Source organism: Arthrobacter sp. Z1-9, from assembly GCF_054792695.1.
On the sequence record NZ_CP096456.1, the window covers coordinates 2,290,800 to 2,303,529 of the forward strand.

12 protein-coding genes are annotated in these 12,730 nt (G+C 64.6%); 3 read left to right on the forward strand and 9 right to left on the reverse strand.

The annotated features are described in order from the left end of the window. The first annotated feature begins 20 nt into the window (after window positions 1–20). Window positions 21–758 carry a hypothetical protein gene (locus M1D93_RS10545; protein WP_461171527.1) on the forward strand — a complete coding sequence of 246 codons (738 nt, stop codon included), beginning with the start codon at window positions 21–23 and terminating at the stop codon, window positions 756–758. Here the strand turns inward: M1D93_RS10545 and M1D93_RS10550 are convergent. The 9 genes from M1D93_RS10550 to pdxT all read right to left on the reverse strand — a co-directional run bounded on the left by M1D93_RS10550 (window position 639) and on the right by pdxT (window position 10,546). Further along, window positions 639–3,029 (reverse strand): RelA/SpoT family protein, encoded by a 2,391-nt coding sequence (locus M1D93_RS10550; RefSeq protein ID WP_461171528.1) that lies wholly within the window; start codon window positions 3,027–3,029, stop codon window positions 639–641. The two genes, M1D93_RS10545 and M1D93_RS10550, sit on opposite strands and share 120 nt — an antisense overlap. 131 nt (window positions 3,030–3,160) lie before the next feature. Then, window positions 3,161–4,183 (reverse strand): protein translocase subunit SecF, encoded by a 1,023-nt coding sequence (gene secF, locus M1D93_RS10555; protein WP_461171529.1) that lies wholly within the window; start codon window positions 4,181–4,183, stop codon window positions 3,161–3,163. Continuing rightward, the gene (secD, locus tag M1D93_RS10560; protein WP_461171530.1) at window positions 4,183–5,943 is read right to left on the reverse strand and encodes a protein translocase subunit SecD; all 1,761 of its coding nucleotides are present in this window, start codon (window positions 5,941–5,943) and stop codon (window positions 4,183–4,185) included. Before secD ends, secF begins: the two co-directional genes overlap by 1 nt. 102 nt (window positions 5,944–6,045) lie before the next feature. Beyond that, window positions 6,046–6,441: a preprotein translocase subunit YajC gene (gene yajC / locus M1D93_RS10565; protein WP_461171531.1), complete on the reverse strand. Its 396-nt coding sequence runs from the start codon at window positions 6,439–6,441 to the stop codon at window positions 6,046–6,048. A 209-nt stretch (window positions 6,442–6,650) separates the two neighbouring features. Then, window positions 6,651–7,739 carry a Holliday junction branch migration DNA helicase RuvB gene (gene ruvB, locus M1D93_RS10570; protein WP_461171532.1) on the reverse strand — a complete coding sequence of 363 codons (1,089 nt, stop codon included), beginning with the start codon at window positions 7,737–7,739 and terminating at the stop codon, window positions 6,651–6,653. Then, on the reverse strand, window positions 7,732–8,376 hold the full coding sequence (gene ruvA / locus M1D93_RS10575; protein ID WP_461171533.1) for a Holliday junction branch migration protein RuvA: 645 nt from the start codon (window positions 8,374–8,376) through the stop codon (window positions 7,732–7,734). The genes ruvB and ruvA overlap by 8 nt, the downstream gene beginning before the upstream one ends. An 89-nt stretch (window positions 8,377–8,465) precedes the next feature. Further along, window positions 8,466–9,044 (reverse strand): crossover junction endodeoxyribonuclease RuvC, encoded by a 579-nt coding sequence (ruvC, locus tag M1D93_RS10580; RefSeq protein WP_461171534.1) that lies wholly within the window; start codon window positions 9,042–9,044, stop codon window positions 8,466–8,468. A 32-nt stretch (window positions 9,045–9,076) separates the two neighbouring features. Continuing rightward, window positions 9,077–9,832 (reverse strand): YebC/PmpR family DNA-binding transcriptional regulator, encoded by a 756-nt coding sequence (locus M1D93_RS10585; RefSeq protein ID WP_461171535.1) that lies wholly within the window; start codon window positions 9,830–9,832, stop codon window positions 9,077–9,079. Between the two features lie 3 nt (window positions 9,833–9,835). After that, window positions 9,836–10,546, reverse strand: coding sequence for a pyridoxal 5'-phosphate synthase glutaminase subunit PdxT (pdxT, locus tag M1D93_RS10590; RefSeq protein ID WP_461171536.1), 711 nt, complete (start codon window positions 10,544–10,546; stop codon window positions 9,836–9,838). Between the two features lie 91 nt (window positions 10,547–10,637). Between pdxT and M1D93_RS10595 the strand changes: the two genes are divergently transcribed. Both M1D93_RS10595 and M1D93_RS10600 read left to right on the forward strand, forming a co-directional pair. Then, complete coding sequence (locus M1D93_RS10595; protein ID WP_461171537.1) at window positions 10,638–11,930, forward strand: MurT ligase domain-containing protein; 1,293 nt, start codon at window positions 10,638–10,640, stop codon at window positions 11,928–11,930. Further along, a complete protein-coding gene (locus M1D93_RS10600) occupies window positions 11,927–12,688 on the forward strand; it encodes a type 1 glutamine amidotransferase (protein WP_461171538.1) in 762 nt (253 codons plus the stop codon). Before M1D93_RS10595 ends, M1D93_RS10600 begins: the two co-directional genes overlap by 4 nt. Window positions 12,689–12,730 lie beyond the last annotated feature (42 nt).

Consider the following 12,730-nt stretch of genomic DNA (forward strand, 5'->3'; position numbering starts at 1 on the left):
AGCGGCGGCAGGATGGGTGGATGGCCATTCCATCACCTTCTCCCTCCGCCACCCGCGGCAGGGACCATGTCCAGGGCGGAGAAGCAGCACCCCGTTTTCCTGAGCTGTACGCCCCGGGCATGCCTTTTGCCTCCCCGGAGCTGCAGTCCTTGGCCTCGGACGGCCTGCTGGAACGTTTCCACCAGCACGGCTATACGTTGCCGGGAGCCACGGCCTCCCCGCAGCTGCGTGCACGGGCAGCAGCGGGGGCGGTGCCCGCGTCCGTGCGGCAGCGGGTCGTCGCCGGCCGCATGACGGCGGCCTGGATCTACGGCTGCGCCGGCGAACCGGACCGGCTGGCCCTCCTGGTGGACGCGAAGCGGCGGGTTTCAAGTCTCCGAAACACCAGGGGCTGCACCCTGCATGAGGTCAAGCTTGGGCCCTTCGACGTCGTCAGCCTCGGCGGAATGATGGTGTCCAGTCCCCTGCGCACTGCCCTTGATGTCGCCCTCCACGTGGACGCCGAACGCGCCATTCCCACCCTGGAAGGGCTGCTCGCCCGCCCGCAGAACGATGTACGCCTGCGCTTGCTGGTTCTTGCCATCGAGGCCAGCCCCCGTGTTCCCCATAAGAGGGCGGCACTGGAAAAGTTGGCCCGGCTAGCTCCGGCGCTTGTTGCCGGTGGTGCGGTAGACGTCGAAAACACCGTCAATGCGGCGCACGGCACTGAGGACGTGGTGCAGGTACTTGGGGTCCCCCATCTCGAACGCGAACTTTGAAATGGCCACGCGGTCAGTTGAGGTATGGACGCTGGCTGCCAGGATGTTCACGTGGTTTTCGGACAGCACACGCGTTACATCGGAGAGCAGCGATTTGCGGTCCAGCGCCTCCACCTGGATCTCCACCAGGAACACGCTGGACTGCGTCGGCGCCCAGTCCACATCAACGATCCTGTCCGGCTGGTCCTTCAAGTCGGAGATGTTGGTGCAGTCGGTGCGGTGCACTGACACCCCCGAGCCCCTGGTCACGAAACCGAGGATGGGATCCGGCGGCACCGGAGTGCAGCAGCGGGCAAGCTTTACCCAGACGTCACCGACACCGCGGACCACAACACCGGAATCGGAGAACCGTGCCTTGGTGACCTGGGTGGGGACACTGACCTCAGTGATGTCATCGTCGGTGCTTTCATTGCCGCCAAGGCTCTCGACGAGCTTCTCCATGACGGACTGGGCGGAGGTGTGCCCGTCGCCCACGCCGGCGTAGAGGCCGGAAATGTCAACGTACTTGAATTCCTCGGCTACTGCCGCCAGGGCTTCGTGCGTCATTAGCCGCTGCAAGGGAAGATTCTGCTTCCGCATGGCCCGGGTCAGCAGTTCCTTGCCGCGGTCGATCGCCTCTTCACGGCGTTCCTTGCTGAACCACTGCCGGATTTTGTTGCGGGCCCTGGCGCTCTTGACGAAGTGCTGCCAGTCCTGGCTGGGTCCGGCGCCTTCGGCCTTGGAGGTGAAGATTTCCACCCAGTCGCCGTGGTTCAGCTCGCTGTTAAGTGGAACCAGCTTCCCGTTGACGCGGGCCCCGATGGTCCGGTGCCCCACCTCGGTATGCACCGCATACGCGAAGTCCACCGGAGTAGACCCGGCGGGCAGAGCCATGACCTCACCCTTGGGGGTGAAGACGAACACTTCACGGGCGTTGATTTCGAACCGCAGCGAGTCGAGGAACTCGCCGGGGTCCGACGTTTCCTGCTGCCAGTCCACCAGTGACCGCAGCCAGCCCATGTCGCCGTCGCGGGGGCTGCCCGGGCCCACTGCGGTCCGGTTGGGCTGGTCCTTGTACTTCCAGTGGGCCGCGACGCCGTATTCGGCGCGGCGGTGCATCTCGTGGGTCCGGATCTGAATTTCCACAGGCTTCCCGCCCGGGCCGATCACCGTGGTGTGCAGCGACTGGTACATATTGAACTTGGGCATCGCGATGTAGTCCTTGAACCTGCCCGGCAGCGGGTTCCACCGCGAATGCATGGTTCCAAGGGCCGCATAACAGTCCCGGACGGAGTCCACCAGGACACGGACGCCCATGAGGTCGTTGATGTCGTCGAAGTCCTTGTCGCGGACAACCATCTTTTGGTAGATCGAGTAGTAGTGCTTGGGCCGGCCCGTGATGGTTGCCTTGATCCTGGCCGTGCGGAGGTCCTCCGTGATCTGGTCGCGGATGACGCTCAGGCTCTTCTCCCGCTCCGGGGTCCTGTCCCCCACCATGCGGACAATCTCTTCATACACCTTGGGGTAGAGCGCTGCGAAGGAGAGGTCTTCCAGTTCCCATTTGATGGTGTTCATGCCCAGGCGGTGGGCAAGCGGGGCAAAGATTTCCAGCGTTTCCCGGGCTTTGCGCGCTGACGATTCGGCGGACACGAAGCGCCAGGTGCGGGCGTTGTGAAGCCTATCGGCCAGTTTGATCATCAGCACGCGGATGTCCTTGGCCATGGCCACGACCATCTTGCGTACTGTTTCGGACTGGGCTGCTTCCCCGAAGCTGACCTTGTCCAGTTTGGTGACGCCGTCAACGAGCATGGCCACTTCCGGGCCGAAGTCGCGCTTCAGGTCAGCAAGTGTGTAGGGGGTGTCCTCCACAGTGTCGTGCAGGAGGGCCGCCGCCAGGGTGGTCCCGCTCAGTCCCAATTCGGCGAGGATGGTGGCCACTGCCACCGGGTGGGTGATGTAGGGATCGCCGCTCTTGCGCTTCTGCCCCCGGTGGCTTTGTTCCGCCACGTCGAAAGCACGCTGGATCAGATCGAAATCCTCTTTGGGATTGTTCGCCCTGACTGTCCTCAGCAGCGGTTCAAGGATGGGCGAGTAATTTGCCGCACCACGCCCGGTCAGGCGGGCGAGCCGGGACCGGGTGCGTTCCCTCCGGCCGGGGAACGTAGGGCGTGACCCGGAGTTGTCCACGGGGACCAATGAACCCGGGCGTGCGGAGGCCGCCGCACCGGTCTGCAGACCGGCAGGACTTTTATCTCCCTGTGCCGTTGGCACCGACGCCGAACGTTCTTCCAATGAAGCACCCCTCACCACCGTTTAATTACTTCAGTCTATTCCTCCGCCGGGGGACTTTTTAAACCGGCGGTAAAAACCGGACGGGCCGGGCAGCGTCATGGTTCTGACGCTGCCCGGCCCGTACAGGTGGCTCAGCTTTGGGCCGGCTCCACGGCGGTTGATCCGGCCCGGGTGGCAGTCTCGGCCCGGCGGTGCTCGACGCGCTTGGCCTGCCTGGCCAGGTCGGGTTCGTTCTGGCGCAGCCAGGCATACATGGGAGCGGCGACGAAAATCGTTGCAGCGGTTCCAATCAGGATGCCGACGAACAGCGCAAGCGAGAGGTCGCGCAGGGTTCCCGCGCCCAAGAGGCCGGCGCCGATGAACAGGATGGCGCCCACGGGGAGGATTGCCACCATCATGGTGTTGATCGAGCGGACCAGGGTCTGGTTCACTGCGAGGTTGACTTCCTCAGCAAAGGTACGGCGGGTGGATGCATCCAGGTCCGCGGTGTTTTCGCGGATCTTGTCGAAAACCACCACCGTGTCGTAGAGCGAGTAGCTCAGGACGGTCAGGAACCCGATGATGGCAGACGGCGTGACTTCGAAGTCACTGAGGGCGTAAACCCCGGCTGTGACAAACATCGTGACCACCATGCCGGCTATTGCCGAGAGCGACATCTTCCAGGTGCGGAAGTACAACGCCATCAGCACCGCGGCCAGGAGCACAAAAACCACCAGGCCGATCAGTGCCTGCTTGGTTACATCTGCACCCCATGTCGGACCCACAAATGTTGACGTCACTTCGTTGTCCGTGACGCCATAGGCTGCGGTCAGGCCCTCCTTGATGCGAAGGGTCTCGTCATCGGTGAGTTTGTCGGTCTGGATCCGCATGGTGGTCCCGGCCACGTTGGCTACGCGCGGGACGCTGCCCTCCACCACATCGGTGACGGCCTTTTCGCCCACGGCCGCGTCAGTGGTCTTGACGTTTGAGACGGTGAACTCGGACCCGCCGCGGAACTCGATGCCGAGGTTGAACCCGCCCTTGGCCACCGGAATAAGAATGGACAGGGCAACCGCAACAGCCGCGATGATGAACCAGATCTTCTTGGCGCCCACAAAGTTGTAGGAGCGCTTACCTGTGTAGAGCTCGTTGCCGAAATTTGCGAAGCTTGGCATTACTTGTTCTCCTTCGCTGCGGACTTCGAGGAGCCTGCGAGCTGCTCCTGCTTCTGCGCCATCCGGCGTTCGGCAATGGTCATCCGGCGTTCTGCCTCGGCCGCGGCACCGGCATTCTTGGCGCGGACCACGGCGGCCGGCTTTTCTTCAGGCGTGCGGATTCGGCCGGCACCACGGTAAAGCGGCACGGCGCCCAGGCGCTTGGGGTCGAGACCGGACAGCCGGTGGCCCTCACCAAAGAACCTGGTACGCGCCAGCAACTGCAGGGTGGGGTGCGTAAACATAAACACCACAATGAGGTCGGCGATGGCGGTGAGGCCAAGCGTGAAGGCAAAGCCGCGGACGTTGCCCACGGCTACGAAGTACAGGACCAGGGCCGCAAGGAGGTTCACGGCCTTGGAAGCCAGAACCGTGCGCTTGGCCCGCTTCCAGCCGTTTTCGACGGCGGATACCAGGCCGCGTCCTTCACGGAGCTCATCGCGGATGCGCTCGAAGTAGACGATGAACGAGTCTGCCGTCTGGCCGATGGCGACGATGATGCCGGCCACACCGGCCAGGGACAGCCGGTAGTTTTCGGTCCAGCCCAGGATGGCGATGGCGAGATAGGTCAGAATGCCGGCCACCACCAGCGAGGCGATGGTCACGAAGCCGAGGGCCCGGTACTGGAACAGGGAGTACACCACCACCAGCAGGAGGCCGATCACGCCTGCCAGGAGTCCCATGCGCAGCTGTTCACCACCGAGGGTGGCAGAGATCTGCTGCTCGCTCTGGATTTCGAAGCTGATGGGCAGTGCACCGAACCGGAGCTGGTCCGAGAGCGCTTTGGCGCTCTGTTCGGTGAAGCCGCCGGTGATCTGGGGGCGGCCGTCCGTGATGACCGCAAGCGAACGGGGAGCAGAGATGACCTGGTCATCCAGCACAATGGCGAACTGGGCCTTGGGGTCGTTGCCCGTCTCGCCGCCGGCTGCCAGGTAGAACTGGTTCAGTCGTTCGGTGACTTCCTTGAACTTGGCGGTGCCTTCGTCGTCGAACTGGATGTTGACGGCCCAATCGTTGGTCACGGCACCCTGTGCACCCTGCTGGAGCTGGAAGGAGGACGTGACGATGTTGCTGCCCTTTACCTCCACCGGACCGAGGATGTACTTGATGGCGGGGTTCGTTCCGGAAGCCGGCTCACAGGTGACCAACGGCTTGGCCGGATCCGAACGTTCCTGCTCATCCTGGGACGGGTTGTCACAGTCAAGGGCTTCGAACTGCCGGTAGATCTCCGGCGTGATCCAGTTGGTGTCGCTGCTGTTGGCGGGTTCCGCCGTCGGCTTGGGCAGTTGCTCTTCAGGGGCCCGCGACTCCTCGGGAACAGGTGCGCCTGCACCATTGAGGAGGACGGGGCGGAAGTTCATGTCAGCCGAGGCCTGGATGAGGTCGCGCGTCTGGCTTGAGGGGGTGCCGGGAAGGCTGACCACCACGTTGCGCCCGGACTGTGTGCTGATTTCCGCTTCGGCAACGCCGGAACCGTCCACGCGCTGGCGGATGATCGCGACAGCCTGGTTGAGCTGTTCTTCATTGATGTCCGAACCGCCCTCCACCTTCGGCGCCAGGATCATTTGGGTGCCGCCTTCGAGGTCGAGCGCCAGCTTCGGCGCCCAGCTCGCCTGCCCGGCCATGGTGCCGCCGGCAAGGACAGCAGTCAGCACGGCGAGGATTACGCCGAGCCAGACCAGGACCCTGAGGCCCGGTTTCTTAAGGCCAGTTCGTGCCATTGTTGATCTTTCTTCTATTCACGGAGGAACCGCCGGCGCGGGCTTAGTGCAGGCACCGGCGGCGATCCGCAGCCGTAGAGGTGTGGTGAAGAACCAGCGGGACTAGTTGTCCTTCTTGCCCTCGTCGTTGAGCCGCTTCAGGGTTTCGTCCGGCGTCTCCACTGACGCGGACTGGGTTCCGGTTTCCTGGACGGTGAGGGATGAAGCGTCATCCGGCACGGCGGGGGAAACTGCTTCCGGCGCTGCTGCCGGCTCCACGATCTTGGTGACGGCCTGGCGATGCACGGTGGCGAGGTTGCCCGGGGAGAGTTCCAGGGTGACCTTGTTCTCGACGTCGTCCATGTCGACGATGCGGCCGAAAAGACCGAAGCTGGTCATGACCTCGACACCCGGGGCGAACTGCGATTGGAGTTCAGCCTGCTGCTGCTGCGTCTTCTTGTTGCGGCGGAACATCATGAAGATGAACACGCCAAGCATGACGAAGAGGAGTATTGACATTAGATCCAAGGGAAAAATCCGTTCTATTGCGTGCCTGGCCGGTTTACGGCGACGTCCGATGAGTTCCGTCCGCTGGCCGGACTCGCGGACAGAAAACCTGACGGATTTCCTTCACCGCCGGAGCAACCGCATTCTGGTGGCTGCAGGAACAAAGACCCGAACGTGCCGAGCGTCATACCAGTCTAAAGGGAAAAGCTGAAGGGGGCCTGTTATTGGCTTTGCGGGGCCCAGTCTTCCATGCCACCGGCCTCGTCACCGGCCGTTTCGAACAGGTCCAGCGGCTCCTGCCCGAAGACGCCGGCAGGGATGGCATAGCCAAGGTGGGTCCAGGCGGGGGCCATGGCGATCCGCCCCCGCGGAGTGCGGCCCAGGAGCCCCTCGCGGACCAGGAAGGGTTCTGCGACGGTCTCCACAGTTTCGGTTTCTTCGCCGACGGCGATGGCCAGGGTGGACAGCCCGACGGGCCCGCCGCCGAACTTGGTGATCAACGCCTCCAGGACTGACCGGTCCAGCCTGTCCAGCCCCTTTTTGTCCACTTCATACATGTCCAGCGCAGCCGAGGCCGCCCGCGCGTCAATCTGTTCGATGCCGTGGACCAGCGCCCAGTCCCGTACCCGCCGCAGCAGCCTGTTGGCGATACGGGGCGTGCCGCGCGAACGTCCGGCGATTTCGCTGAACCCGGCGGAATTAACCTTGAGGTCCAGCAGTCCCGCGGATCGCCGCAGGACAAGCTCAAGCTCGGACACGGAATAGAACTCCAGGTGCCCGGTGAAGCCGAAGCGGTCACGCAGCGGCCCGGGCAGGAGACCGGCGCGGGTGGTGGCGCCGACAAGGGTGAACGGGGGAAGCTCAAGCGGAATCGCCGTGGCTCCTGCTCCCTTGCCAACCACAATGTCCACGCGGAAGTCCTCCATGGCCATGTAAAGCATTTCTTCTGCCGGCCGGGACATCCGGTGGATTTCGTCCAAGAACAGGACTTCGCCCTCCGACAGGGAGGAAAGGATGGCCGCCAGGTCTCCGGCGTGCTGGATGGCGGGGCCGCTGCTGATCCGCAGCGGGGCGTTCATTTCGGACGCGACAATCATTGCAAGGGTGGTCTTGCCGAGGCCGGGCGGACCGGAAAAAAGGACATGGTCCGCGCTCCGTCCGCGCATGCGGGAGGCCTGCAGCACCAGGGACAGCTGCTTGCGGACCCGGTGCTGGCCCACGAAGTCGTGCAGGTTCTTGGGCCGGAGCGCGGCCTCAATAGCCCGTTCCTCCGGCTCCTCACCCGCAGCCACCACTGACGGTTCAGCCACGGCTGCCTACGCGGTTGCCGGCGCGGGCTCCGTCCTGGCCCAGCCAGCGAAGGGTGGTCCGCAGGATCTCCGGGACATTGCCGCGGAACGAGACCTCGGGATCATCCGCCAAAGCCTTGTCGATGCTTGCCGACGCGTCCTTTTCGGACCAGCCGAGGCTGGTCATGGCCGCGACGACCTGCGGCTTCCAGGCAGCCTCTGCAGCGGTGGGGGCGCTGGCGGCACCGGCAGTGCCGTGCGGAACCAGCTTTCCTGCCAACTCCAGGACGATCCGGCCGGCAACCTTGGGCCCGATGCCGGGCACCTTGGTGAACGTTTTACTGTCCCCTGTATGTGCTGCCACCCGGATGGCCTCCGGGTCATGGACGGCGAGAACCGCGAGAGCCAGCCGCGGGCCAACCCCGCTGACACTGAGCAGGACATCGAAAACTTCCCGCTCGTCGTCGGACGCGAAACCAAAGAGGGTCAGCGAATCCTCCCGGACGATCAGGGACGTAAAAAGCTGGCCCTCCTCCCCCGTGCGGAGCCGGCTGAGGGTCTGCGGGGTGGCGTTGACGCTCATGCCAGCACCGTTGAGGTCGATGACGGCCGTGGACAGGCCAACGTGCGCTACGGTTCCGCGAAGGAAACTGATCAAGGGCCTGGCTCCTGTGTCTTGCCGGGCTCCAGGAATTGGACCGGCTATCCGAACATATCTACGAATACCCTAGCAAGCAGCCAGGACAATCAGCGTGCGCGCCGCACCTTCGCTTCGGCGTCAGCCCACGCTCTTTGGGCGGGCGTGAGCGAGGAACTGCCGGGCCCGGTGGTGGCAACAGCCGCGCCGCTGCCTGCCCGCCAGGCGTGGGTGATGGCCAGCGCCAGGGCGTCCGCCGCGTCCGCCGGGCGGGGCGGCGCGTCCAGCCGGAGGATCTTGGTGACCAGCTTGGTCACCGCCTCCTTGTTTGAGGAGCCGCTGCCGGTGACGGCAGCTTTGACTTCCGACGGCGTGTGCAGCGCCACCGGGATCCCGCGGCGGGCGGCGGCGGCGATCACCACGCCGGACGCCTGCGCGACACCCATCACGGTGCTGACATTGAGCTGGGAGAAGACACGCTCGACGGCGAGGACCTGGGGTTCGTAGCGGTCCAGCCATTCGTCGATGGCCAGGGCGATCACCAGGAGGCGCTGGTCCAGCGTTTCGTCCGGCGAGGTTCCAACCACGCCGACGGCCACCATGGTGGCGCGCCTGTTACGTTCAACGTCCACCACGCCGATGCCGCAGCGGGTCAGTCCGGGGTCCACCCCCAGTACGCGCAGCGTCATGGGCGGCCGGGTTCAGCAGGCAAGGCCGGGCGTCACTCGGATTCCAGGGCAGCCTGGACTTCGTCGCTAAGGTCGGCGTTGCTGTAGACGTTCTGGACGTCGTCGAGTTCTTCCAGGGCGTCAACGAGCTTCATGAACTTCTTGGCAGCCTCCAGGTCAAGAGGCACTTCCATCGAGGGAACAAACTCGGCCTCATCCGTCTCGTACTCGATTCCGGCTTCCTTGAGGGCCTCGCGGATGGCCTGGAGGTCGGTCGGCTCGGAGTGGATCTCGAAGCTGTCGCCGTTGTCCTTGACTTCCTCGGCCCCGGCATCGAGGACGGCCATGAGTACGTCGTCCTCGCTCAGGCCGTTCTTCGGCAGCGAGACGACGCCCTTGCGGCTGAAGAGGTAGCTCACCGAACCGGGATCGGCGATGGTGCCGCCGTTGCGGGAGATGGCCAGGCGGACCTCGGATGCTGCACGGTTCTTGTTGTCCGTGAGGCATTCGATCAGCAGCGCCGAACCCTGCGGGCCGCGGCATTCGTACATGATCTCGGTGTAATCAACCACTTCACCGGTGAGGCCGGCGCCACGCTTGATGGCACGGTCGATATTGTCGGCGGGAACGGAGGTCTTCTTGGCCTTGGTGACGGCAAGTTCCAGGCTCGGGTTGCCGGCGAGGTCCGGTCCGCCCATGCGGGCGGCGACTTCAATGTTCTTGATCAGCTTGGCGAACGATTTTGCACGGCGGCTGTCGAGGATGGCCTTTTTATGCTTGGTCGTTGCCCATTTGGAGTGTCCTGACATGCTTTACGCGTCTCCTCTGATCATGCGGATAAAAAGTTCGTGTACGCGTTTCTCCCCAGTCACTTCCGGGTGGAAGGAGGTGGCCAGCAGGTGGCCGGAACGCACTGCAACAATTCTAGCTGTCCCCGGCAGGCCCGCCGCGTGGGACGCGTGCTCGGGATCCGCCGGTTCCACCTGGGCAAGGATCTCCACGTCGGGGCCTACGCGTTCCACCCAGGGTCCCCGGATGAAGACGGCGTGGACCGGAGGAACGCCGGTATCCGTGGCGCTGAAATCCAGTCCCTTGAAGTCGAGGTCCGTTTCGAAGGACTCCCGCTGCCGGCCAAAGGCGTTGCGCCGGACAGTGATATCGAGTCCGCCAAAGGTCTGTTGCGGAGCTCCGGCAAGGTCTGTGGCGGGATCAGCGATGTCCGCAGCGAGCAGGATCATGCCGGCACAGGAACCGTAAACGGGCAGGCCGCCGGCGATCCGCTCCCGGAGGGGTTCCGCCAGGTCGAAGGCGCGGGCGAGCTTGTCAATCGCAGTGGATTCACCGCCGGGAATGACCAGCCCGTCCAGGCCGTCCAGTTCCTTGGCGCGGCGGATCCCAACGGCCTCGGCTCCCGTTGCTTCGATGGCATGGAGGTGCTCGCGGAAGTCACCTTGGAGCGCCAGCACGCCGATCCGCAGGCCCGAGCCCACGCGCGCGGAAGCGGCTGAAGGGGAAATTGTCATCCATCCAGCATACGGGGCGCGGCCTTCCCGACCGGCGCCGGAGGCCCACCCCGAAGGCGGTTGCATGCCGTTGCTGGGATATATTCGAAGCATGCTCTACTTCAGTGTTCCGCTCGGCAAGCTGGTCCGCCGGGTGTCCCGGCTACGGGGCGGCGGCTCTGCCCTGCCCGGGCTGGTGGTCGAAAAAATCGATCCCGGCTTCATGCGGCGGACGCTCACCACGCTCCCCCACGGCGTGGCCGTGGTCAGCGGTACCAACGGCAAAACAACCACCACCAAAATGGTGGTGGAGCTGTTGGAGAGCCAGGGGCTGAAGGTTTTCACCAACCGCACCGGCAGTAACTTCACGCGGGGCGTCGCCGCCGCACTGCTGGGTGAAGTGGACTGGCGGGGCCGGCTCGATGCCGACGTCGCAGTCCTGGAGCTCGACGAGGCCCACGCCGTGCACTTCGTCAACAGCGTCCCGCCCCGTTACTGCCTGCTCCTGAACGTCCTCCGCGACCAGCTGGACCGGTTCGGTGAGATCGACAAGACGGCCCAACTGCTCCAGCACATCGCCGCCAAGACCACCGGAACCGTGGTGCTGAACCGGGAGGACCCCCGCGTCGCCAGAATCGCCAGCACCCTGACCGGGCAGGACGTCAAGTACTTCGGCCTGGACGATTCGCTGTTGGGCACCTTTCCCAACGACGACGACATGCGCGCCGCTCCCGGAAGTCCCGCTCCGGCGGGCCTTCCCGAGAAGCCTGCCGCCGACGTCGTGCTCCGCAAAGTTGGTGCGGACACCGCTGAATTTGAGTACGATGGCGTGACCGTCACCACCGGGATGAAGTTGCGGGGCGTCTACAACATCTTTAATGCGGCCGCGGCGCTGACCCTGGCCCGCAGTATTTGCGGCGGCGGCGCAGCCACTGCCAACCACGACACCCTGTTGGCCGCACTCGCCCAGGTTGCCCCTGCCTTCGGCCGCGGCGAAAGCCTCACCGTTGACGGCCAGCCCCTTGACCTTGTCCTGGTCAAGAATCCCAGCGGGTTCCGGCTCGGCCTGAAGTCCTTCCCCGCCGGCGGCTACGCCACCATGATTGCCATCAACGACAACTACGCCGACGGCCGCGACATGTCCTGGCTGTGGGACGTGGAGTTCGGCTCCCTGCGCGAGGGCGGAGTGGACCAGCTGACGGGATCCCGCGCCTACGACATGGCCCTGCGCCTGCAGTACGACGACGTGCGGATCGGCGGGGTGGAGCCTGACATTACGCCCGCCCTTGCCTCCTTCATCCGGGAAGCCCAGGGCAAGCCGAAGCGCATTTTCTGCACCTACACGGCAATGCTGGCCATCCGCCGCGAGCTGTCCAAAATCACCACCGTGGAGGTTGTCTCTTGAGCCAGGCAGGCGTGGATTCCGCAAGGGAAAGCTCCGCGGGCAAGGGCACCATCCGTGTTGTCCAGCTCTACCCGCGCGACATGAACATTTACGGAGACTGGGGCAACGCCCTGGTTCTTCAGCAGCGCATCAAATGGCACGGCTACACTCCGGAGCTGCTTGAGTACAACGTGGGTGATCCCTTCCCGGAGGACGTGGACATCATTGTGGGCGGTGGTGGCCAGGACAGCGGCCAGCTGGTGATCCAGGACGACCTGCAGGCACGGGCGGGTGTGCTGAAGGACCTGGCTGAGGACGGCGCGCCGATGCTGGTCATCTGCGGGCTGTACCAGCTTTTTGGACGATTTTTCAAAACGCGCACCGGAGCTGTCATCCCCGGCATCGGCGTCCTTGACGTGGAGACCCACGGCACCGATGAGCGCCTGATCGGCAACGTCAAAGTGGCTACGCCGGAGTTCGGCGAGGTGCTGGGTTACGAAAACCACAGCGGGCAGACCACGCTCGGTGACGGGGTGCGGCCGCTCGGCACCGTGGCCAAGGGGACCGGAAACAACAGCAGCGACGGCCATGAAGGTGCCCGCTACCGCAACATCGTGGCGAGCTACCTGCACGGGTCGCTGCTGCCGAAGAATCCAGCCATTGCCGACTTCCTGATCCGGACCGCGGCTGAGCGGAAGTACGGCACGTTCCAGCCCGGCCACCCGGATGACCATTTCGCGGACCTGGCCAGGGAACACGCGGCGCGCCGCCCGCGCTGACCGGCACAACGTCGAGCGGCCGACGGCGGCCCGCACCTTTTG